This is a genomic window from Rhodospira trueperi (assembly GCF_900101965.1).
Classification (GTDB): Bacteria; Pseudomonadota; Alphaproteobacteria; order Rhodospirillales; family Rhodospirillaceae; genus Rhodospira; species Rhodospira trueperi.
In genome coordinates this window covers 215,133-237,397 of record NZ_FNAP01000004.1, presented here as the reverse complement: position 1 = coordinate 237,397, position 22,265 = coordinate 215,133, and the positions used below count along the sequence as shown (strand labels likewise).

At 68.6% G+C, this 22,265-nt stretch carries 14 protein-coding genes; 3 read left to right on the top strand and 11 right to left on the bottom strand.

Features of this window, described 5'->3' with window-relative positions; all coding sequences use genetic code 11:
* Positions 1-213: 213 nt before the first annotated feature.
* The 8 genes from BLS85_RS07560 to BLS85_RS07525 all read right to left on the bottom strand — a co-directional run bounded on the left by BLS85_RS07560 (position 214) and on the right by BLS85_RS07525 (position 13,771).
* Complete coding sequence (locus tag BLS85_RS07560) at positions 214-804, bottom strand: YqgE/AlgH family protein (RefSeq protein WP_092784639.1); 591 nt, start codon at positions 802-804, stop codon at positions 214-216.
* A gap of 113 nt (positions 805-917) precedes the next feature.
* On the bottom strand, positions 918-2,015 hold the full coding sequence (locus tag BLS85_RS07555; RefSeq protein WP_092784636.1) for a mandelate racemase/muconate lactonizing enzyme family protein: 1,098 nt from the start codon (positions 2,013-2,015) through the stop codon (positions 918-920).
* Positions 2,015-2,851 carry a 1,4-dihydroxy-2-naphthoyl-CoA synthase gene (gene menB, locus BLS85_RS07550; protein WP_092784633.1) on the bottom strand — a complete coding sequence of 279 codons (837 nt, stop codon included), beginning with the start codon at positions 2,849-2,851 and terminating at the stop codon, positions 2,015-2,017. The genes BLS85_RS07555 and menB overlap by 1 nt, the downstream gene beginning before the upstream one ends.
* Positions 2,848-4,548: a 2-succinyl-5-enolpyruvyl-6-hydroxy-3-cyclohexene-1-carboxylic-acid synthase gene (gene menD, locus BLS85_RS07545; RefSeq protein WP_176793484.1), complete on the bottom strand. Its 1,701-nt coding sequence runs from the start codon at positions 4,546-4,548 to the stop codon at positions 2,848-2,850. The genes menB and menD overlap by 4 nt, the downstream gene beginning before the upstream one ends.
* A complete protein-coding gene (locus tag BLS85_RS07540) occupies positions 4,545-5,924 on the bottom strand; it encodes an isochorismate synthase (protein WP_092784805.1) in 1,380 nt (459 codons plus the stop codon). The genes menD and BLS85_RS07540 overlap by 4 nt, the downstream gene beginning before the upstream one ends.
* A 141-nt stretch (positions 5,925-6,065) precedes the next feature.
* Positions 6,066-8,213 (bottom strand): methyl-accepting chemotaxis protein, encoded by a 2,148-nt coding sequence (locus BLS85_RS07535; RefSeq protein WP_092784627.1) that lies wholly within the window; start codon positions 8,211-8,213, stop codon positions 6,066-6,068.
* A 992-nt stretch (positions 8,214-9,205) separates the two neighbouring features.
* Positions 9,206-11,755, bottom strand: a complete 2,550-nt coding sequence (locus BLS85_RS07530) for a sensor domain-containing protein (RefSeq protein ID WP_176793482.1) — start codon at positions 11,753-11,755, stop codon at positions 9,206-9,208.
* Positions 11,756-12,016: 261 nt separating this feature from the next.
* Positions 12,017-13,771: an ABC transporter ATP-binding protein gene (locus tag BLS85_RS07525; protein WP_176793480.1), complete on the bottom strand. Its 1,755-nt coding sequence runs from the start codon at positions 13,769-13,771 to the stop codon at positions 12,017-12,019.
* 195 nt (positions 13,772-13,966) lie between these two features.
* Between BLS85_RS07525 and BLS85_RS07520 the strand changes: the two genes are divergently transcribed.
* Both BLS85_RS07520 and BLS85_RS07515 read left to right on the top strand, forming a co-directional pair.
* Positions 13,967-15,412, top strand: a complete 1,446-nt coding sequence (locus BLS85_RS07520; RefSeq protein WP_092784620.1) for a DegQ family serine endoprotease — start codon at positions 13,967-13,969, stop codon at positions 15,410-15,412.
* Entirely contained in the window at positions 15,409-16,767 is a 1,359-nt protein-coding gene (locus BLS85_RS07515; RefSeq protein ID WP_092784617.1) for a replication-associated recombination protein A, read from the top strand. The genes BLS85_RS07520 and BLS85_RS07515 overlap by 4 nt, the downstream gene beginning before the upstream one ends.
* A 267-nt stretch (positions 16,768-17,034) precedes the next feature.
* On the opposite strand, the gene BLS85_RS07510 is transcribed toward BLS85_RS07515, so the two are convergent.
* Positions 17,035-18,204, bottom strand: a complete 1,170-nt coding sequence (locus BLS85_RS07510) for an anhydro-N-acetylmuramic acid kinase (RefSeq protein ID WP_218128335.1) — start codon at positions 18,202-18,204, stop codon at positions 17,035-17,037.
* Positions 18,205-18,300: 96 nt separating this feature from the next.
* On the opposite strand from BLS85_RS07510, the gene tyrS reads away from it, so the two are divergent.
* The gene (gene tyrS, locus BLS85_RS07505) at positions 18,301-19,551 is read left to right on the top strand and encodes a tyrosine--tRNA ligase (RefSeq protein ID WP_092784614.1); all 1,251 of its coding nucleotides are present in this window, start codon (positions 18,301-18,303) and stop codon (positions 19,549-19,551) included.
* A gap of 167 nt (positions 19,552-19,718) precedes the next feature.
* Here the strand turns inward: tyrS and BLS85_RS07500 are convergent, their stop codons facing one another.
* Both BLS85_RS07500 and BLS85_RS07495 read right to left on the bottom strand, forming a co-directional pair.
* Entirely contained in the window at positions 19,719-20,792 is a 1,074-nt protein-coding gene (locus tag BLS85_RS07500) for a YcjF family protein (protein WP_092784611.1), read from the bottom strand.
* Positions 20,789-22,165 (bottom strand): YcjX family protein, encoded by a 1,377-nt coding sequence (locus BLS85_RS07495; protein WP_092784609.1) that lies wholly within the window; start codon positions 22,163-22,165, stop codon positions 20,789-20,791. The genes BLS85_RS07500 and BLS85_RS07495 overlap by 4 nt, the downstream gene beginning before the upstream one ends.
* Positions 22,166-22,265 lie beyond the last annotated feature (100 nt).

The window sequence follows — 22,265 nt, the reverse complement described above, 5'->3', positions numbered from 1 at the left end:
TCGCTCCCGGTCGCGGAACGGCGCGTGTCCGTGGGGGTGCGCCCCCAGGGCCATGGACGGGGTCCGGGCGGTGTGCCGGATGGGGCGCGCCGACGGCGCGCCGCCGACCCAGCGACGGACAGCGCGACCTTACCAGGACCGCCCCGGATCGCAAGGAATAAGTCCGAGTCGGGGAGTCGGCGGTCGGTGCAATCCCGTCGGCGTGGCGCCCCCTCACGCATGCCCGCCCTCGCCGGACAGGCGCGCCGGGTCGATGCCCAGCCGGGCCAGGGCCAGATCGGCCTTGGTGTCCGACTCGGGGGCGAACACCAGATCGGGGTCGGCGTCCGTCACCAGCCACTGGTCATCGCGCACTTCCGCGTCGAGTTGCCCCGGCGGCCAGCCCGTATACCCCAGGGCCACCAGGGCGCGGCGCGGCCCGGTGCCGTGGGCGATGTCGCGCAGGGCCTCCCGGGTCGCGGTGAAGGCCATCGCCGCGTTCAGAACCACCGTGTCGTCGCGGACATAGTCGGCGGTGTGCAACGCGAACCCCTGCTGTCGCTCCGCCGGGCCGCCGAAGTGAACCGGGATCTCGGGATCCCGTTCGGGCCGGGGAAGGTGAAGTTCCCGCAGCAGGCCGAGGAAACTGAAGCCCTCCAGGATGCGGTTGATGACCACGCCCATGGCGCCTTGTTCCGAATGGACGCACAGGTAGATGACGGCCCCGGCGAGCATCGGATCCCGCATGCGGGATGTGGCCACCAGACAGCGGCCGGTCAGGGAGCACCGCGACGCGTCGCCGCGCGGGACCGGATCATCCGTCATGGGCCGTTCACCTCCCGCTGGACCCGGCTCCGGAGACCGGACTCCGAAACCGTACCAAAGTGGCCCCGGATCGCAAGCGGGAGGTCCGACCGGCAGCCGTTCTCACACGGTTGCTATCCCTTGGGGACGAGACCCAACCCGGGGCCGGCGGGAAGACATAGGGCGCCGTCGACGATCACCGGCGGCGGCGCCACGTCGCGCGTCAGCCAGTCGAGCGTGCCCAGGCCATGGGTGTTTTCCGTTGGCAGCGCGGCGGCCAGATGGGCGGCGGCCGTCACCCCGACCGTTGAATCCACCACCGACGTGAGGACCAGCTCAACCCCGGCCGTTTGCGCCTGTGCGGCCAACGCCAGCGTCGCGCGGATGCCGCCCAGGCGCGCCGGCTTGACCACCAGCCGCCGCACGGCCCGGGCCTCCAGCAGGGCGTCGACACCGAGCACCGGCAGGGACTCGTCAGCGGCCAGGGGGAACGGCAGGTCCTTTTGCAGGTGCGCCAACGCCGCCGGCGTGGGATCGGCCAGCGGTTCCTCGACACCGTCGATCGGCAGACCGACGAGGGACTCCAGGAACCGCCGGGCCTCCGCTTCGGGCCACGCCCGATTGGCATCCAGGCGGACCCGCAGCCGGCCCCGCGCCCGCTCGATCACATCGGCGAGGGCGCGCCGTTCGTCGTCGATGGCCCCGACCCCGACCTTGATCTTGCCGACCGCGAAGCCCCTTTCCGCCGCCGCCTCGGCGCGGTCGGCGCACCCCGCGTCCAGCGGCCCGAGCGCGGCGTTGATGGGCACGCGGACGGGGGCGATGGTTCGTGGCTCGTCATTGCGAGCCCCCGTCCCCTGACGGGGGCTCGCAATGACGGGGAAACTAGACCGCAGAAACCGCCGCAGCGGCAGGCCGGCGCGGCGGGCCTCCAGGTCGAACAGGGCGGTCTCTATGGCCCAGCGCACTTCGGGCACGTCGGACGGGGACACATCCGCCGTATCGCGCCCCGGCAACCCCCGCACCGCCGCGTTCAGTGCCTGGAACACCCGCGCGTGGCCCGCCTCGCCGGAACTGGGCAGGGGCGCGCAGTCACCCCAACCCACCAGCCCGTCCTCGCTCGTCACCGCCAGCAGCCGACCGCGTCGCTCGGTCAGCGTCGCCCGGGATGCCACCCACGGCCGCACCAGCGGCAGGGCGTAGGGATGGACCGTCGCGGCCGCAATCCGCATCAGGGCCGGCGCGGATAGCGGCCGAAGTCCGGCGAGCGCTTCTCGTTGAAGGCGTTGCGACCCTCCTGCCCCTCCTCGGTCATGTAGAACAAGGCGGTGGCATTGCCGGCCAGTTCCTGAATACCAGACAGGCCGTCGGTGTCGGCGTTGAAGCCGGCCTTGAGCACGCGCAGCGCCGTCGGCGACAGCGCCAGCATCTCGCGGCACCAGCCGACCGTCTCGCGCTCCAGATCGGCCAGCGCCACCACCGTGTTGACCAGGCCCATCTCCAACGCCTGTTGGGCGTCGTACTGGCGGCACAGGAACCAGATTTCCTTGGCCTTCTTCAGGCCCACCGTGCGGGCCATCAACCCTGCACCGAAGCCGGCGTCGAAGCTGCCGACGCGCGGGCCGGTCTGGCCGAAGCGGGCGTTGTCGGCGGCGATGGTCAGGTCGCACACCAAATGCAGCACGTTGCCGCCACCGATGGCCCAGCCGGCCACCATGGCCACCACCGGCATGGGGAGGGTGCGGATCATGCGTTGCAGGTCGAGGGCGTTCAGGTGGTTGACGCCGGCCTCGTTCTTATAGCCGCCATGCTCGCCGCGCACCTTCTGGTCACCGCCGGCGCAGAACGCCTCGGAACCGGCGCCGCACAGGATCACCGCGCCGACGTCCGGATCCAGCCGCGCCCGGTGCAGGGCGTCCATGACCTCCTCCAGCGTTTCCGGCCGGAAGGCGTTGCGGACGTGCGGGCGGTTGATGGTGATGCGGGCGATACCCTCGAAGGTATCGAACAGGATGTCGGTGTAGTCGGTGCCGGGGGCGGGCTGCCAGTCGAACGTCTCGGTGGTCATGAAGCGGGGCTCCCTGGTGGGCGAATGGGGGCGGGACGGGTGGCGAAAAAGGACCGGAACCGGCGCAGGCTCTCGGCCCGGTCGATGGGCAGGCGGATGACCGAGGCGGCCGGGCGGTCAAGGGCCGCGCGCACGGCCGCGACGGCCTCATCCGTGGTGGCGACCGTTTCGGCGGACAGGCCAAAGGCCCGCGCGGCGGTGATCGCGTCCAGCGCGGGCGGAGTCAGCCAGCCCTGCTCGAACTCGGGCAGGCCGGCTTGGGGCAGGTGGTCGAAGATGCCACCGCCGCCGTTGTCGAGCAGCAGGATCGCCAGGGGCAGGTCGCGTCCCAGGGCAAGCCCGCCCAGATCGTGCAGGAACGTCAGGTCTCCCGCCACGACAACGCCGGGGCCGAGCGCGGACACGATGCCGAACGCGGTGGACAGGGTGCCGTCGATGCCGGACACACCCCGGTTGCCGAACGGACGCGGGCCGCCCGGCACCCGCCCGGCGAGCCAATCGCACGCCCGCACCGGCAGCGAATTGCCGAGCACCAGCGGCGTGCCCGACGGCAGCCCCCTCACCAGACGGCGCAGGACGTTGCCCTCGAACGGTGCGTCCTCCGCGCAGATCGCCTCGGCGGCGTTGGCGGCGACACCGTCCATCGCCACGACGTCCCGCAACCAGCACTCCGGCGCCGGCGATCCTTTGAGATCCCGACAGACCTCCGCCGGATCAGCGTGAAGAACATGGGTCGCGGTGCCTTCGGGGTCGGCCACCCGGGGGGACGCACAGACCACCACCTGGGGTCGTCCGCGCGCGGTTTGCAGCCACGTTGACAGCGCCTTGGAGACCGGTGCACCGCCCAGACGCAACACCCAGTCGGCCGGCGGCGCTCCCCGCGCCACCTCATCCGGATGGGCCAGCACGGCCGCGCCCGCCCGAGCGTCGAACCGCAGCCCGGAGAGCCCATCGGCGAACACCGGCACCCGCAGCCGCTCCGCCAGCAGCAGCACTGCCGCACGACCATCGGCGCCCAGGTCCTCGGTGCCGCAGACGATGGCGCCGCGCCCGCCGCCGATCACGCGCTCCAGGGTTTCAAGGGTCTCGCTCGACGGTCTCGCCCGTGCCGACAGACGTTGGGGCGGAACAGGGCCGGACACCGCCGAGCCTGTTCCGGCCGTCGGCACCAGCGGCTCGCGCAGGGGCACGTTGACGTGAACCGGCCCCGGCATGGGCTGGAGGGTGGCGGCCATCACCCGGGCGGCCAGCGGTGCCAGCCAGCCGATGTCCGCCTCGGCCGGCGGCAATGGATGGAACGCGCGGACATGAGGTCCAAACAGCCCGATCTGGTCCATGGTCTGATTGGCGCCGCAGTCCTGCAACTCCGGCGGCCGGTCGGCGGACAGCAGGATCAGGGGCACGCGGCCCATGTCGGCCTCGACCACCGCCGGAAACCAGTTCGCCACGGCCGACCCCGACGTGGCGATCACGGCCGCCGGGCGACCCTCCGCCTTGGCGAGCCCGAGAGCGTGGAACGCGGCCGAGCGTTCGTCGATGACGACGCGAGGGGTCAGGTCCGGATGGCGTAGCGCGGCCAGCGTGAGCGGCGTGGAGCGCGACCCGGGCGAGAGCACCACCCGCCGCAATCCGGCGCCGGCAAGGCCGTCCATCAAGGCCCCGGCCCATCGCTGGGTCACGTCCCCCGGCGTGCTCATGGATCGCCGAACAGGTTGAGCAGGGTCGAGAGCTTCAGGTCCGTCTCGGTCCATTCCCGCGCGGGATCCGACTCGGCCATGATGCCGGCGCCGGCCCACAGCACGGCGGCGCGATCCTCGACATAGGCCGAGCGCAGCACCATGGCCGCCTCGCCGTCGCCGTCGCGGTCGATCCAGCCGGCGACGCCGGTGTACAGCCCGTCGCGGCCCTCGTTCATGGCCCGCAGCCAGTCCAGGGCGGCCGGTCGGGGCCATCCCAGAACCGCCGGCGTGGGATGCAGGCGCGAGACCACATCCAGGAACCCCACACCGGCGCGCAGATGCCCGGTCACCGGCGTGTGCAGGTGCTGCACCTGACGCAAACGCATGATGTCGGGCGTTTCCGGCCGCTCAACCGACTCGCAGACCTCGGCCAGGGCCTCGGCGATGGCGTCGGCGACGATGGCGTGTTCGCGGCGTTCCTTCGGCGAGGCCAGAAGATCCCCGGCGGCCCGCGCGTCGGCCTCGGGGTCGGCATGCCGTTGCGCTGTGCCGGCCAGCGCGGTGCTGTGGACCTTGGCCCCCCGCTTGACCGCCAGCCGCTCCGGACTGGCCGCCACCACATGGCCCTGCCCGTGCGCAAGGGCAAAGGTGCAGCACGCGGGATGCAGCGCCGCCAACCGGTCGGCAAGCACTTGGGCGTCTGCGGTCCCGGTCAGACGGATATCCAGCCGCCGTGCCAGCACCGCCTTCGAGAGGCGGCCGGCGGCAATGGCCTCGGTGGTGCGCCGCACCCGATCCGTCCAGTCGGCGAGGTCGGTCTTGGGGGCGCGCGCGGCGATGGCGGGCAGGACGTCACGGGGCCTGCCGTGCAGCAGCGTCCGCGCCTCCGCCAGCCAGCATCGGACCGCTTCCGCGACCGGCGTATCGCCGCGCCGCAGACTGACCGTAAGGGTCATGCGCCCCCCCGTCCGGCGCAGCAGCACACGCGGCACCCAGAGTTCCGGCGGCGCCGGGTCCAGCGCCGGCGGCACAGTCCAGAAAGCAAGGGGCGGCGGTAGGCCCTCTTCCCCCAGGACCACCCAGGCCGTCCGATGGGCCTCGAACCCGTCCGGCGTCGGCAGGGTGAGGCGTACGGCCTCCCCGGCCCCATAGAGGGTCTGATCCTCGTCGGGAGACAGCCAGCGGCAATCCCCGCCCCGAACCGGGTTCACCGCAGCGTCGCCATCTGGCGCGGCATCGGGGAGCGCGACACTCAGGCTGACGAGACCGCCCGGGCGGGTCGCCTCAATGGTGTCGAGCGACTCCAGGATGGCGCGTTCCAGCAGGTGCAGCGGATCGGCGCGTTCGGCTGGGGGGCGGGTCTCATCAAGCACGGTCTGGAGGGACGTTGACATCGGCCCATGACGAAACGAGGGTTAAATGGTTCCCCGCTTTACCCAGAAACGGCAGGCCCTGTCAAAATCCCCGCGCGGGTCACGGTCTCGCGGCGGGCGAGACGCGCCCGCCCGCCGCCGACAGGTAGGGCCCGGGTGGCCCTATCCGTTGCGGATGCGGGCGAGGAAGGCGCCCACCTCACGCTTGAGGACCTCGCCGTTCTCGGCCAGTTGTCCGGCCGCGCCGAGCACCTGACTGGACGCGCTGCCCGCCTCGCCGGCGGCCTGATTGACGCTCTGGATGTTCATCGTCACTTCCTGGGCACCCTTCGCGGTCTGTTCCACGTTCTGGGTGATTTCCCGGGTCGCGGCGGTCTGTTCCTCCACGGCCGACGCAATCGACTGGCTGATCTCGCTGACCTGGGCCACGACATCGCCGATGGACCGCACGGCCTTGACCGCCGCCAGGGTTTCGGACTGCACGCCCCGGATGCGGTCGGAGATGTCCTCGGTGGCCTTGGCCGTCTGGCTGGCCAGCGTCTTGACCTCGTTGGCCACGACGGCGAACCCCTTGCCGGCCTCGCCGGCCCGCGCCGCCTCGATGGTCGCGTTCAGTGCCAGCAGGTTGGTCTGGGCGGCGATATCGGTAATCAGCTTGACCACCTCGCCGATCTGTTCGGCCGAGTTGTTGAGGCCGTCGATCTGGGTGTTGGTCTGCTCGACCTGCCGCGTGGCCTCTCCGGCGATCTCGCTGGCGTGGCTGACCTGACGGCTGATTTCCTGGATGGAGGCGGCCAGTTCCTCCGACGCCGAACTGACGGTCTGGATGCTGGTGCTGGCCTCCTCGGCGGCGGCGGCGACGGTGGAGGCCTGGTTTTCAGTCTCCTCGGCGATCGCCGCCATGCTCTGCGCCGTGGACCGCATTTCGGTGGCGGCCGACGAGACGGCCTCCACGACGCCGCCGACCGCGCCCTCGAAGTCGTCGGCCATCTGCAGCATGACGCGGCGCTTTTCCTCCTCGGCGCGGCGGTCGCGTTCCTTCTGCTCGGCCTCCAGGCGCTCGACCTCCAGGCCGTTGTCCTTGAAGACCTGCACGGCGGCGGCCATGTCGCCGATCTCGTCGGTGCGCTCCTTGGCCGGAACCTCCGCGGTCCAATCCTTGTCGGCGAGCCGCTTCATGGCCACGACCATGCGGTTGATCGGCCCGGTCAGGGAGCGGGCGAACACCAAACCGATGCCCGCCACCACGACGGCGATGATCAGGCCCGCCACGGCGATGCCCATGCCCATGGCGACGACGGGCTGGTCCACCTCGGCCTTGTCCACCTCGGCCAGGAAGGCCCACCTGATGCCCATCCACTCCAGCGGACCATACGCGGAGACAACCGGCACGCCGCGATAGTCGTTGGCCACCGTCACGCCGCTCCCGCCGTTCAGGGCTTCACGCACGGGCACCGTATCGACCTTGCGCTTCAGGATGGTGGACACGTTGGAGAACCGAGAGTCGGAGCGCATCAACAGATCGTCACCGACGATGTAGGCTTCGCCGGACTCACCCAGCCCGGCGGTCTGCTGCATGATCGTGTTGATGCCGCCGATTGGAAGCTGGAAAATCAACACGCCGTGTTCTTCGCCAGCGTGATCGAACACAGGCGCGGCGACGAAGCCGGCCGGCACGCCGTCGCTGGGCGCGTAGGGGCGGAAATCGGTGATGGCAAAGGCGCCGTCGCGGAAATCCGCCTTGATCTGGCGGTAAACGTCGGCGATTTCGCTGCCCTTCCAGCGTCCGGTCTCAAGGTTGGTGCCGAAATCGGCCTCCTTGTAGACCGAATAGACGATGGTCCCGTCGTGATCGACCAGGAAGATGTCGTAGTAGCCGCGCCGTTCCAGGAAGCGGCGGAACCATGGGTGATAGCGCGCGTGGACCTCGCTGTAGAGCGAACCGTCACGGGCATCGCTCAGCCGGTGCTTCTCCCCCGCCGGATTGGGGTTGTCGGTGATGTAGAGGCGTTGCGCCACCGTCATCGGGTCGCCCCCGTCCGCCAGGTCGGCCCAGCCGCGCTCGAAGGCCTCCAGACCCTCGATGGTCATGTCGTTTTCGGCGATGGAGGCAAGGTCATGGTGGATGAAGTCCAGGTAGCGCTCCATCTCCGCCAGCCGACCTTCCTTGATGGCAGTCAGCTTCTGGGCCGCGGCGGCCTGCATGCTCTGCTGGGCTTGGTTGAAGGCAATGATGCCGGTGGCGATGACCGAAAGCACGGCCAGAACCACAATGGCCAAGGGCAGCTTGGCCGCGATTTTCATCTTCATTTTGGCGCGCCTCAACGACCGGAAAATCCGTCATTAATGGTCGCAGAGCCCCCCCCGGACCGGCAAGTGATTTCATAAACCTTCGGTAAAACACCACCGAAATTGGGAGGGGAAGACCAAGAAGGAGTTTGACACCGACTTCTTGAGAGGCGTCACTTAGACTAAGTTGTGATTATAATATTTCGACCAATCAGCGCATTTTTTGTTCCGGACGCGGAAAATTCGCCACAATGCCCGAAAAATAGGCCAGCGCGCCTCGGAATTTCACTGATCCGGTGTCCGGACAGCAATTCTCAGGATGGAGGGAGAACTCCGGTTGCGGTCGGGGCCGGCCTGCTCTCCTCCCCCCTTCGGGAAGAGGTCGGAGGGGGGCGAGGTGATGTCCGCACGGACCCCGCTTGCCGCATCAACCCACGGGCCTTTTTTTTCACCCCCACCCCAGCCCTCCCCTATCCAGGCTATCATATTCACATATCTTCACTTATGCTCGTCATTGCGAGGAGCGAAGCGACAAAGCAATTTAGGGTGGATATTTGCGTTTTGTGCCCTGGATTGCTTCACCCTCGTCTTGCGACGAGGGTTCGCACTCAGGAATCCCCTCATTTCTTAAACATGCAATTAAATCAACAGGTTATCGCGCAGGCCGATGTCGTGAAACCCATTGATTTTGCGGCCCTTTTCCGAAATGAGGGGATTCCTGAGGGGTTCGCAATGACGAGTCAATTTGTCGCGCGAGCGAAGAGCCCCCGCTTCGGCGAGAAGAAGAGTGAATATGATAGATCCAGGGGAGGGAGTCCGGTTCGCGCCTGGGGCGCCCAGCCGTTCCCTTCGGAGGCCGCACGGCCAAAATGAGACCTGCTGGTATCCGGATGATTGGGTCCCGATCCGCCACCGACTGCCGCAGCGGGACCCAATCAAACGGCTTCCATCGCAGACGACCCCTTAGCGTCGCGAGACCAGTCGCCGACCCTTCCCTGAAACCTGGGGCGAAATCAGTTGGCGGGGACGGGGCCGCGCAGCGCCTCCGGGATGCCGGCCCTCAACATCCGCTCCATGTCCTCCGGCGGCAGGGGCTTGGCGATCAGGAAGCCCTGAACCTTGTCGCACCGGTGCGCGCGCAGGAACTCCAACTGGTCGGGGGTCTCCGCGCCCTCCGCGCAGACCTTCAGGTTGAGCTCGTGGGCCATGGCGATGATGGCCGAACAGATGGCGGCGTCGTTGGAGTCGCTGGTGACATCCTTGACGAACGAACGATCAATCTTGAGCGTGCGCAGGGTGAACCGCTTGAGCACGGCCAGCGACGAATGGCCCGTCCCGAAATCGTCGATCGAACAGCCGATGCCGCGATCCGTGAACATGCGCATGACCCGGCTGGCGTTTTCCGGATCGCTCATGGCCGCGCTCTCGGTCAGTTCCAGGTCCAGAAGATGCGGGGCCAGACGCAATTTCGTCAGAGCCGAGTCCACGATCTCCACCAATTGACGCGAATTGTGGAACTGGCGCCCGGAAATGTTCACCGCGACCGTGATATCGCCTAGCCCCAAGGTGTTCCAGTGCGCCGTCCAACGGCAGGCATCCTCCATGACCTGAACGCAGATCTCGTCGATCAGGCCGTACTCCTCGGCGATGGGAATGAACTCGCCGGGAGACACCTGCGTGCCGTCAGGCGCGATCCAGCGGGCCAGGGCCTCGGAGCCGACGATGCGGTTCGTGGCCAGATCCACCTGGGGCTGGAAGTAGGCCTTGAACTGGTTTTCCTCCAGCGCCCGCCGCATGCGGTGGCGCATGGTCAGGATCAGGTTGGCCTGCTCGCTGATGGCCGGGGTGAACAGGCGGCAGGCGCTTCCGCCCTCCGACTTGGCCTCGTGAAGGGCCGCGTCCGCGTGCATGATGAGCGTTTCGGCGTCCTGCCCGTGATCCGGAAACAGACTCACGCCAAGACTGACGGACAGGTCGAACTGGTGGCCCCCGACTTCCAGGGGTCGTTGGAACTTGCCCGTAAGCTCGTTCAACGCGAGTTGAAGCGCCTCGTCGGTGTCGCAGTCCGTCAACAGCATCATGAAGCGATCGCCGCCGGTTCGGCACAGCAGTTCATGACCGCCGAGCGGTTCGCGCAGGCGATGAGCAACCGCGACCAGTACACGATCCCCAATGGCATGTCCGAGCGTGCCGTTGATGATGCTGAACCGATCCAGACCAATCGCAACCAGCGCCCACCGCGACGGGCGGCCCTCTTCTCCGGGCCCCTGACCCCCGATCAGGGCGGCGAACTTGTCCAGAAACAGGGTGCGGTTGCCAAGGCCGGTCAGGGCGTCGTGATACGCCAGGAACATCAGCCGTTTCTCGGCCTGCTTGCGATCCGTCACATCAAGCGTAACGCCCTCCCACACCACGGTCCCGTCGTCGGTTCGATAGGGTCGAGACCACCCGCGCAGCCACCGCTCGGCGCCCTCACGGCTGACGATCTTGTAGTCGTCCTCCATCGGATCGAGGGTGCGGGCCGAGTGATGCGCCGCCTCGAGAAACCGCTTGCGGTCCTCCGGATCCATGGCGTTGAGAAGCAGGTCGCCGTCGTCGATCACGGCCTGGGAGGACAGATCCAGCGTCTCCAGGGTCATGCCGGTGATATACAGAAAGCGCAGATGCCCGTCGTCGGTCAGAACGCGCTGAAAGACAAGTCCCTGAAGGTTGTCGGCGATGTTGGTCAGGCGGCGCTGCGTTTCCAGCAGGGCCGTCTCGGTCTCCTTGCGCTGGCTGATGTCGCGAATGACCGCGATAAAGAGGCGGCGCCCCTCCGTCAGGACCTCCGACAGCACCATCTCGATGGGAAACAGCCGGCCGTCAAAATGCCGCCCGATCAACTCGCGCGGTCCCTGACCGACGAGCGTGGTCTCTCCGGTGTTGAGATACTGCCGGAGCACTTCGCTCAGGTCGCCCTGCTCCAACTGCGGCATCAGGGTCGAGGCTGGCTGGCCGATCAGGCTGTCCGGATCACACCCGAAGACGACCCTGGAGGCGGCGTTGGACGAATCGATCAGACCGGCATCATTCATGGTGATGATGACGTCGGCAGCGTGATCCATGACCATGCCAAGCCACTGCTCGGCCCGCTTTTGGTCGGTGACGTCGATCAGCGTTCCGTCCCAAAGCACGCTGCCGTCCTCCAGCCGGCGTGGCACGCTGGCCCCCGCCAACCAGCGCACCTCGCCGGTGCGCGCGATCACTCGGAAGCCCTCGTCGCAGGTCTTCAGGGTCCGCGCCGACTCATGCACACGCGCAAGATTGGCGTCACGATCCGCCCAGTGGATGACATCCAGGCTGCCGTCCCGTGCCAGCCGCAACTGGTCCGGCCGGTAGCCCGTATGCAGCGCCACCGATGAAGAAACGAAGGGGTAGGACAGCGTTCCGTCGGGACGAAGGAGGCGCTGAAACACGATCCCCGGGATCGACTCGATCAGCGCATCCAGGCGCGCCGCGCCCGGCTCGCTTGGCGCCGGTCCGCGCTGTCCGGGATCGCTGTGCCCCGCATCCGTGGATCCCACGGCTATGGCTTCGTTCCGGGCCGTCGTCATGATGCCAAATCGCGACCGTCCGTTCAGGCTGTTCCCATCTCACGTACCATTGAGGCGCCCCGGTTCCGAGCCGCGATCACTTGAACCGCGTGGAGAGGCGCATGACGGTATCCTTTCAGACCGCGCCGTTGCAGACCACCGAAAACGACTCTCCGCCTTTCGATACGTGAGATTGCCGGTGTCGTTTGATCCGCACGGCCATGCCGCCACACGACGGGTGGTCCCGGCCCCTCATGCCGGGCCGCCCCGGCCCGAGTCCCGGTAGAGATAGGCATACAGGCCGTTCCGGTCCAGAAGCTCGGTGTGGCGGCCTTGTTCGACCAAGCGACCGCCGTCTACCACGCAGATACGGTGGGCGTCCATAATCGTCGACAATCTGTGGGCCACCACCAGCGTCGTCCGCCCGCGACTCAGAGTACCCAGAGCCTGTTGAACCCTGTGTTCGGCCGCCGAATCCAGCGCGGACGTCGGTTCATCCAGCAGCAGGATCGGCGCATCCTTGAGCAGGGCGCGGGCGATGGCCAGTCTCTGCCGCTCGCCGCCCGACAGGCGCCCGCCCAGCTCTCCGATGGGTGTGTCCAGGCCCTTCGGCAGTGCGGACACGAAGTCCCAGGCATCGGCGGCGCGCGCGGCGGCCTCAATGGCCTCCTCGGAGGCGTCCGGCCGCGCATAGGCGATGTTGGCGCGGATGGTGTCGTCGAACAGGAAGGTCTCCTGTGTCACCAGGGCGATCCGGGATCGCAAAGAGGCCATCGTCACGTCACGCACGTCATGGCCATCGACCAGGACCGCACCCTCCTCAGCCTCCAGGAAGCGCGGGATCAGATTGAGCAAGGTTGACTTTCCGGCGCCCGACGACCCCACCAGCGCGACCATTTCACCCGGTTCGACCGTCAGATCAATGTCGTGCAGCACCGGGCTCCCCGCCTGATAAGCGAATCCGACGCCGCGCAGATCAATACGGCCGGGACCGGCGGGCAGGGCGATCGCGCCAGGCCGCTCAACAATGTCCGGCGGCGTGTCCAGAAGCTGGAACAGGCGTTCGACCGCCGCCAGCCCCTCCTGGATGATCGAATACAGGTTGGCCAGCCGCTTGGCCGGCTGATACGCCATCAGGAGGGCCGCCAGCATTGAGGTCAAGGATCCGGGATCAATGCCGCCCGAAAGCACCCGCTGTCCGCCGACGAACAGGGCGAGCCCCAGCCCCGCCCCCGTCGCCAGTTCCATGATCGGTGTCACCAGGGTCCGCGCCCGCTCGCCGCTGACCTGACGGCGGAAGATCCGGTTGATCAGCGCATCGACGCGGGCGCGCATGTCCTGGGCCCGCCCATCGATCCACACCACGCGGATCCCGCGCAGCGTCTGGCTCATCAGGGAATGCAGGCGGCCCGTCTCCTCCTGTGTGTCGCTGGCGCGTCGGCGCACCTTGCGGCCAAGGCGCCGGATCGGCACGACGGTCAGGGGCGCCGCCACGCAGGCCATCAGCGCCAGAACCCAGTCTTGCCAGAACACCAGGGCGACCAGCGCAATCAGCAACATAAGGTCGCGGCCAAGCGCCGTCAGGGCATTGACGGTGGCATGTCGCATCCGGTTGATATCAAACGTCAAGCGGGTAATCAGGTCGCCCGTGGCGTGGGCGCGGAAGAACCGCAGTTCCATCCCCGCGATCTTGTCTTGCAGTCGCTCACGGGCCTCGGTGAGGATGCGGAAGCCCACGCGGGTCACCAGCAGGGATTGGGCGTAGTTGCCGACCGCCCGCAGGAGAAAGGCCACCAGGAGACCGCCGGCCACCCACCAGAGGGCGTCTTCGCGTTTCCCCAGAAACACTTCGTTGATGGCCGGTTCCAGAAGCCATGCCGTGGCGGCCGTCGCCAGCGCCATCACCAGCATGAACGTTACGGCGAGCCCCATCGTCCGCACATGCGGGCCGAGGAACTCGCGCATCAGGCGACGCATGAGGGCCACGGTTCCCGCGCGGGTGGGCATTGGGGAGTCCGGTGAAGCGTTGGGCACTGGCGGCATGTCGTCCGCATAGAGAGGAAGAGGGGACCCGGCCCGCGCCGGGTCGGCGAGCCCTACATATATCAGGACGCGCCGGATTGGGATCCTCGATTGCTCCACGCGGGCGATCACCCTATTTGGGAACCACCCGCATCACCACGCCTGAACACGGGATCAGCAATGCCATCCTTGCCCCGACGTGTCGGTGCCATCCTGCTGGCGGCCCTGCTGGGGAGCGTGATCGCTCTTCCGCCCCGCCCCGTCATGGCCCAGGACGGCGCCACCGCGCGCGAGCGTCCCCAATCCCGCGCCGAGATCACCCTGTCATTCGCTCCGGTGGTCGAGCGGGCCGCGCCGGCCGTGGTCAATATCTATAGCCGCCGCGTGGTGCGCGAGCGCCGCATGCCGCCGATGTTCGACGATCCGGTGTTCCGCCGCTTCTTCGGCCATCCGTTCGGCGGTCCCCTGACCCGTGAGCGGGTGGAGAACTCGCTCGGCTCCGGGGTCATTGTCCGGCCCAACGGCGTGATCCTGACCAACCGCCATGTCATTGAGAGCGCCGACGAGATCACCGTCGTGCTGCATGACCGGCGCGAGTTCGAGGCGACCCTGGTGGGCACGGACGAGCGCTCCGACCTTGCCGTTCTGCGCATCGACGTGGGCGCCGAATCGCTGCCCGCGCTCACGTTGGGCGACTCCGACGCCCTGGAAGTGGGCGATCTGGTGCTGGCCATCGGTAATCCGTTCGGGGTCGGCCAGACCGTCACCATGGGCATCGTCTCGGCGCTGGCCCGATCCACTGTCAGCCTGACCGACTATCGCTCGTTCATCCAGACCGACGCAGCCATCAATCCTGGCAACTCCGGCGGCGCCCTGGTGGACATGCAAGGCCGTCTGGTGGGCATCAACACCGCCATCTACAGTCAGGACGGCGGCAGCGTCGGCATCGGCTTCGCCGTGCCGGCCACCATGGCGCGGGTGGTGGTGGACAGCCTGCTGGCCGGCGGCACCGTCACCCGGCCGTGGCTGGGGCTCGACGGCCAGAGCGTGACCAGTGACATCGCCCGGTCGCTGGGGCTGCCCCGCCCGGCCGGCGTTCTGATCTCAACCGTGTTCGCCAACAGCCCGGCCGAGCGCGCCGGACTGCGCCGGGGCGATGTGGTGCTGGCGTTCGAAGGCCACGACCTGCCCGACGAGGAGGCCCTGCGCTACCGCATCGGCACCAGCGCGGTGGGGGGCTCGGCCACGGTGCGGATCTGGCGCGATGGCCGCGCGCGCGACCTGACGGTCGCCCTCAGGGCGCCGCCGGAGGATCCGCCACGCAACCCCACCCGGCTGAACGGACGCCATCCGCTGAACGATGTCGTCGTCGCCAACCTGAACCCCGCCCTGGCGGAAGAGTTGCGCCAGCCTCACGGGCAGGGCGCGGTGGTCGTGCTGGAAATCGGCCCGCACAGCCCGGCGGCACGGTTCGGCTTGCGGCCCGGCGACGTGATCCTGGCGGTCAATGGCCGTGAGCCGGCGTCCGTCAGCGATCTCGACACCCTGATGCGGCGCACCGGCCCGCCGTGGCAAATCGACATCCTGCGCGAGGGCCGGCGCGCGCGCATCGCGGTGGGCGGATGAGCGACCTGTTCGGGACATCGGAGGCGTCCGCGTCGTCGGCGGTGCCTGACGACGATCCGTCGCGGCCGCTGCCCGACCGCCTGCGGCCGCAGTCGCTCGACGATGTGGTCGGGCAGGATCACCTGCTCGGCGCCGACGGTCCGCTGCGCCAGATGCTGGCGGCGGGGCGCTTGGCCTCCCTCGTGTTCTGGGGGCCGCCGGGGTGCGGCAAGACCACGCTCGCCCGTCTGCTAGCCCATCACGTCGATCTGCATTTCGAGCCGCTGTCTGCGGTGTTCTCCGGCGTCGCCGACCTGCGCAAGGTGTTCCAGGCGGCGCGGGAACGGCGTCGGCGGGAACAGCGCGGCACCTTGCTGTTCGTGGATGAGATCCACCGCTTCAACCGCGCCCAGCAGGACGGTTTTCTGCCCTATGTCGAGGACGGCACGGTCATTCTGGTGGGGGCGACGACCGAGAATCCCAGCTTCGAGTTGAACGCCGCGTTGTTGTCGCGGATGCGGGTGTTCGTGCTGCGGCGGTTGGACGACGAGGGGCTGGATCGGCTGATGGCCCGGGCCGAGGCCGCCACCGGCGAAGCGCTGCCCCTGACCGACGAGGCCCGCGCCACCCTGCGGGCCATGGCCGACGGCGACGGCCGCTACCTGCTCACCCTGGCCGAGGCGCTGTTCGCCCTCAAGCAGGCCGAGGGCGAGGGCATGGCGCCGCTGAACCCGGAGGGGCTGGCCCGCGTGGCCCAACGCCGCGCCCCCGTCTACGACAAGGACCGCGAGGAGCACTACAACCTCATCTCCGCGCTTCACAAGTCGCTGCGCGGATCGGACACAGACGCGGCGCTGTACTGGCTGGCGCGCATGCTAGTGGGCGGCGAGGACCCGGCCTACATTCTGCGCCGGCTCACCCGGTTCGCGGTGGAGGACATCGGCATGGCCGACCCGGCGGCGGCCGAACAGGCCATCGCCGCGTGGGAGATTTACGACCGCCTGGGCAGCCCCGAGGGCGATCTGGCCATCGCCCATCTGGTGGTCTACCTGGGCACGGCGCCCAAGAGCAACGCCGGCTATGTGGCGCTCGGCGCGGCGCGACGCGCGGCCAAACGCACCGGCAGCCTGATGCCGCCGATGCACATCCTCAACGCGCCCACGGCGATGATGAAGGACCTGGGCTACGGCGCCGGCTATGCCTACGACCATGACACCGAGGATGGCTTTTCCGGCCAGAACTACTTTCCGGAGGGCATGGAGCGGGAGCGGTTCTACGCCCCGCCCGACCGCGGCTTCGAGCGCGAGATCCGCAAGCGGTTGGCCTATTGGGACAAACTGCGGGCGAAACGGGCGGAACAGCCGGAAGACCCGTGACCCTCTAATACGAAGACCTTTTGATCCGTTCGCAAATGCGTAGGTTGGGGTGAGCGTAGCGAACCCCAACATCGTTCGGTTCTGGGGGCCGAAACGTTGGGGTGCGGTGCGTGGCACCTCACCCCAACCTACGGAAAGCCGGTCGAAGAACGCGAACCGATCAAGCGGTTTTCGTATAGAGCCGAGCGACGAAAAGGATGACTCGTCCGGCTTGGGGTCACGACGTGGCCACGGCCGCCCAAAGGGAGGCTCTTTCGTCGGCCGGTCTTACGGCCGGTACAGGCGCCCCCCCGTCATCGGTTCGGGCGCGCCGGTGGTTCCGGGAAATGTGATCGGCAGATTGCGCCGGTGGCGGGCGGCCAGGAAGGCGAAGGCCTGGGCCTCCAGAGCGTCGCCGTTCCAGCCGACCGCCTCGACCGGTTGCACCGGGGCGCCCAGCCAGCCGGTCAGGGTGTCCATCAGAACGGGATTGTGACGCCCCCCGCCGGTGACCACCCAGCGCACCGGGGATCGTGGGAGGTGGGTCGCCGACTGCACCACGGCGGCGACGATGAACGCCGTCAGCGTGGTCGCGCCATCCTCCAGCGACAAGCCCTCGACGATGCCCGGGACATGGTCGAAGTCCTTGCGGTCCAGCGACTTCGGGGCCGGACGCGCGAAATAGGCATGGTCCATCAGGCGCAGCAGCCGGACCTCGTCCAGCGAGCCCGCCGCCGCCAGCCGGCCGTCCCGGTCGCAGGGTTCGCCTGTGTGACGGGCCACCCAGTCGTCCAGCGGCCCGTTGCCGGGGCCGGTGTCGAACGCGATCAGGTCCTTGGGGCCGCGTTTGCCGATCCAGGTGACGTTGGCCACGCCCCCGATGTTCAGGACCACCAGCGGCCGGTCCAGGCCCTCGGCCAGGGCCGCGTGATAGATCGGCACCAGCGGCGCGCCCTCGCCCCCCGCCGCGACATCCGCCTGTCGCAGGTCGGCCACCACGGGAACACCGAGTTCACGGGCCAGAAGCGCGGGATCTCCGGCCTGCACGGTCACCCCGGCCTTCGGATCGTGCCACAGCGTATGGCCATGAAAGCCGATCAGGTCCGGCGTGACCTCCGATCCCTTCAGCAGGGCGCGCACCGCTTCGGCATGCCGCAGGGCGAGGTCCCGATGCAAGCGGCGCCCGTCCTCATCGTCCAGCGATGTGCGGCCCAGCATGGCGCGCAGTCGGTCCCGGAACGCGTCGTCATAGGGCAGCGTCAGGGAGGGGCCGACGCCGACCACGGTCTCGCCATCGGTTTCGATGATGGCGGCATCAATGCCGTCCATGGAGGTCCCGCTCATCAGGCCGACAGCCAGCCATGTGCCGCCGAAGCCGTGCGGCGCGTCGGCCACGGGGCCCAGTGGCCCCGGACGGGCGGCCGGTGTGCGGGACAGACCCTTCGGGAAGGGGATCATCGGCGGTCGCCCTTTCTTTTCCAGACCCGGCGAGTGTGCTAAAGGAGCGGCCCCCGCCGCAAGGGCCCGCGTCACACTCACACGAAAGCCGACCCCATGACGACCCTGTCCTCCGACTTCCTGCGCACCGTTCACGAGCGTGGTTTCGTGGACGCCTGCACACACACAGAGGAACTCGACGCTGTGCTGTCGAAGGAGGTCGTGTCCGCCTATATCGGTTACGACTGCACGGCGCCCAGTCTGCACGTGGGCTCGTTGGTGTCCATCATGCTGCTGCGATGGCTCCAGAAAGCCGGCCACCGTCCGGTCGTTCTGATGGGCGGCGGCACCACCCGTGTGGGCGATCCGACCGGCCGCGACGACGTCCGCAAGATGCTGACCGATGACGAGATCGCCGCCAACATGGCCGGCATCAAGGGCGTGTTCTCAAAATACCTGACGTTCGGCGACGGCCCGACCGACGCCGTGATGGTCAACAACGCGGACTGGCTTGATTGCCTTGGGTACATCTCCTTCCTGCGCGATTATGGGCCGCATTTCTCCATCAACCGCATGCTTACGTTCGATTCGGTGAAATTGCGGCTGGAGCGCGAGCACCATCTGTCGTTCCTGGAGTTCAACTACATGATCCTCCAGGCCTACGACTTCCTGGAGTTGGCACGCCGCGACGGCGTGCGCCTGCAGATGGGCGGCGCCGACCAGTGGGGCAACATCGTCAACGGCGTGGAACTGGGCCGGCGCTGCGACGGCCTGTCGCTGTTCGGCCTGACGGTACCGCTCATCACCACCGCCTCGGGCGCCAAGATGGGCAAGAGCGCGCAGGGCGCGGTGTGGCTCAACGAGGATCAGTTGAGCCCCTACGACTACTGGCAGTTCTGGCGCAACACGGAGGATGCCGACGTCGGCCGCTTCCTGCGCCTGTTCACCGAACTGCCGCTGGACGAGATCGCCCGGTTGGAGGCGTTGGGCGGGGCCGAGATCAACGAGGCCAAGAAGGTCCTCGCGCACGAGGCGACCACGCTGGCGCACGGCGAAGAGGCCGCGCGGGCGGCGGCGGAAACCGCCAAGGCGGTGTTCGAGCAGGGCGGCGTGGGCGAGGACCTGCCCACCGTGACCGTGGAGGCGGCGGACTTGGAGGCCGGCATTCCCGCGTCGACGCTGTTTACCCGGGCCGGGCTGACGGCGTCCAACGGCGAGGCCAAGCGGCTCATCAAGGGCGGCGGGGCGCGCCTGAACGGCGCGGCGATCACCGACATCAACCGCGCGATCACCTCGGCCGACCTCTCCGGCGGCGAGATCAAGCTGTCCGCCGGCAAGAAACAACACGCCCTGGTGAAGGTGGGATAGGCTCGGGGGCGCCGCCTTCGCGGCTGTGTGGTGCGGTTTCCGGCTCAATCGTTCGCACCTGTGGGGCGGCTGGCCGAAGGACAGCCGCCGCCAAGCCAAGGGGCGGCGGGGGCCCATCGGTCACCCGCCCGACACGTGATCGTCGACAGATCGAACCGGAATCCGTCCTACCCCTGGGTCAGGGTGTGCCACATCCCCTTGCGCTCGTCCGGCTCGAACGGCAGCGGCCGGCAGGTCTCGATGGCTCGGGCGCCCAGGCGCATGGCGCGCAGGCCGGAGATCGAGCCCTCGGCGAAGCGCGCCGAGATCTTCTCCGCCAGTCCGCCGCCCAGCGTGTTGGCGACCAGATCCCCGGTGGGATCGGCGGCCACGGCGATGGCGGCGTTGACCACCACCTGTTTGGTCAGCACCAGGGTGGACAGTCCGCTGGGCCGCAGGCCGTAGACCTCCGCCACCCGGCGCACCATGACGGTGCTGCGCCACAGCACGATCACCACGTCGAGCGCCGGGTGCGGCGCCACCGCCGTTGCCCCCATCACCGTCAGCGCGTTGGCGCGCACGACGCGGCGCGCTTCCTGATCCAGCGGCGTCAAAACGGCTCCCCGGAACTGCTTCAGGATGGCGTCACACTCCGTCAGGCCCTGGGTGCGCTGGCCGAACGCCTTGACCAGCTCCGGCCGGCGGGCGCGGATCAGGGCCAGCGTCGGTTCCAGGGTGCGGCGCAGCCGGGTGCCCGAGTCGTGCTCCAGCGACCGGTTCAAGGCCTCGCGGAAGCGGGCCACCTCGCCGAGCCGGCGCACGGCGCGCAGTTCGATCAGCGTGGCCGAAATCAACGCGGCCACGAAGGCAACGGCCAGCGCCGTCAGCACGGCGGCGCCGATCCAATCGCGGGACCAGATGTCCACCAGGGCGCGGCCGGTGTCGTAGAGCAGGAAGCTGGCGACCATGGCCACGAACAGCCAGACCACCCGACCCCAGCGCGAGGGGCGCTCCGGGCGCGGGGCCGCGATCTCCTCGACGGACGCCACCGGCAGCGGCGCCGACGCCCCGGGGTCGCGGACCGACTGCGGCGCGTCCATGCGCGGCGGGGGAGCCTCGGCCTCGGCCGCATGGCGGGGATCGGGGCGCGACGACTCGGCGCCCATGACCAGGGTGGGGTCGATCACGCCCGGCTGGCGCGGCGTGGACCCAACCCCACCCTTGCGGGAGACAGATCCGGGCGGCAATCGACGGTCATTCATCGCAGATCCTCCCCGATCAGGAAATTCATGATCTCCGGCATGCGCAGGGTAGGAAAGCCGCCGTGTCGCCAGCCCGGATCGGGCAGCGGCTGGAAGTCCCAATAGCGGTAGTTCAGCGCCCCCCAGTCGGGCGGGAAATCCAGCGGAATGGCGCCCGGCTCCAGCGGGGTATCCTCGATGTCGCCCGGGCGGCGGCCGAGCAGGATCTCGCGGCCGTTGTCGGTACGCCGGGTGTCCCGGGTGGCGCGCACCGACGCCAGCGAGGCGACATCGATGTCGGCGGCGGTCTTGATGGTGTTCTTCTCGTCCAGCACATGCAGCATGCGCCGGGTCAGGTTCTCCAGATGCAGGCGGTCGCCGCGAATCACATGGTCCGCCTTGGTGGCGGCGAACAGCACGCGGGAGATGCGCCGGCCCATCAGCCAGCCCAACAGGCTGTTCTTACCGTGGCGGAAGCTCTCCAGGATGTTGGCCAGCGCCTCGCTCATGTCGTCGAAGGCCTCCTGGCCGTCGTTGAGCGCGGTCAGCGTGTCCACCAGCACGATCTGGCGGTCCAGGCCGGCGAAATGCTTGCGGAAGAAGGCGCGCACGACCTTGTTCTGATAGTCCTGGAACTTGCCCCGGAAGGCCGCGTGCAGGCTGCCCGGCGGCGCCTTGGCGCCCAGATTGGGCAGCGGGCAGAAGCGCAGCACGGAGGCGCCCTTCAGGTCCGCCGGGTGCAGGAAGCGGCCGGGCTGGAGATAGCGCAGCCGCGCCTCGTTACAGGCGTGCAGATAGTCCGTGTAAAGCGCCGCGGCCTGCTCGGCCCATTCCTCGTCATGGTCGGCGCCGGGGGCGCGGGCACTGACGAAGGCCAGCCACTCGCGCGCCAGCTCGGCGCGGCTGCCGCGCTGGGCCTGGGCGACCATGGTGGACGACCACGAATCGAAATCCTGCCCCAGCATGGGCAGATCGACCAGCCATTCCCCGGGATAGTCGACGATCTCCAATTGCAGCGTCGCTTCGGTCATGCCGAACTGGGCGGCGGCATTGGCGCCCAGCCCCTCCGCCCGCTTGAAGCGGATATCGGCGCGGATGCGGCTGATGCCGCGCGTCGGCTCCGGCCACTGGGGCGACTCGCCGGTCAGCGCGTCCACGGCCTTGCGGTACGGGAACTCCGGCACCGTCGCGTTGGCATCGTGGCGCAGCACTGCGCCCACCAGCCGGCCCTCGTCGAACGGATCGAAGCCACGCAGCGGGCTTTCCTCCGTCGTCGGATCGGCGCGCAGCAGGTTGTGCAGCAGGGAAGTCACGAACACGGTCTTGCCGGCCCGCGACAGGCCGGTGACGCCGAGATAGATGCGCCGTGACAGCAGGTCTTCCAGGGTCTTCATCGCCGCCGCCTTTGGTGTCCCCTCCAGGCCGCCGCGCGGGACGGGATGGGTCCGCTCCCGCGTCGCGCGGCGTGCCGACAGTCTAAGTCCCGCGCCCCGG

What these genes read in the sequence shown, in the direction of transcription:
- BLS85_RS07535 (WP_092784627.1), bottom strand. Translation starts at nt 8,213, where the DNA reads ATGAAGATGAAAATCGCGGCCAAGCTGCCCTTGGCCATTGTGGTTCTG.
- BLS85_RS07555 (WP_092784636.1), bottom strand. Translation starts at nt 2,015, where the DNA reads ATGCGGATTGCGGCCGCGACGGTCCATCCCTACGCCCTGCCGCTGGTG.
- BLS85_RS07520 (WP_092784620.1), top strand. Translation starts at nt 13,967, where the DNA reads ATGCCATCCTTGCCCCGACGTGTCGGTGCCATCCTGCTGGCGGCCCTG.
- BLS85_RS07515 (WP_092784617.1), top strand. Translation starts at nt 15,409, where the DNA reads ATGAGCGACCTGTTCGGGACATCGGAGGCGTCCGCGTCGTCGGCGGTG.
- BLS85_RS07525 (WP_176793480.1), bottom strand. Translation starts at nt 13,771, where the DNA reads ATGCCCACCCGCGCGGGAACCGTGGCCCTCATGCGTCGCCTGATGCGC.
- BLS85_RS07560 (WP_092784639.1), bottom strand. Translation starts at nt 804, where the DNA reads ATGACGGATGATCCGGTCCCGCGCGGCGACGCGTCGCGGTGCTCCCTG.
- BLS85_RS07495 (WP_092784609.1), bottom strand. Translation starts at nt 22,165, where the DNA reads ATGAAGACCCTGGAAGACCTGCTGTCACGGCGCATCTATCTCGGCGTC.
- menD (WP_176793484.1), bottom strand. Translation starts at nt 4,548, where the DNA reads ATGAGCACGCCGGGGGACGTGACCCAGCGATGGGCCGGGGCCTTGATG.
- BLS85_RS07500 (WP_092784611.1), bottom strand. Translation starts at nt 20,792, where the DNA reads ATGAATGACCGTCGATTGCCGCCCGGATCTGTCTCCCGCAAGGGTGGG.
- menB (WP_092784633.1), bottom strand. Translation starts at nt 2,851, where the DNA reads ATGACCACCGAGACGTTCGACTGGCAGCCCGCCCCCGGCACCGACTAC.
- tyrS (WP_092784614.1), top strand. Translation starts at nt 18,301, where the DNA reads ATGACGACCCTGTCCTCCGACTTCCTGCGCACCGTTCACGAGCGTGGT.
- BLS85_RS07510 (WP_218128335.1), bottom strand. Translation starts at nt 18,204, where the DNA reads ATGATCCCCTTCCCGAAGGGTCTGTCCCGCACACCGGCCGCCCGTCCG.
- BLS85_RS07540 (WP_092784805.1), bottom strand. Translation starts at nt 5,924, where the DNA reads ATGTCAACGTCCCTCCAGACCGTGCTTGATGAGACCCGCCCCCCAGCC.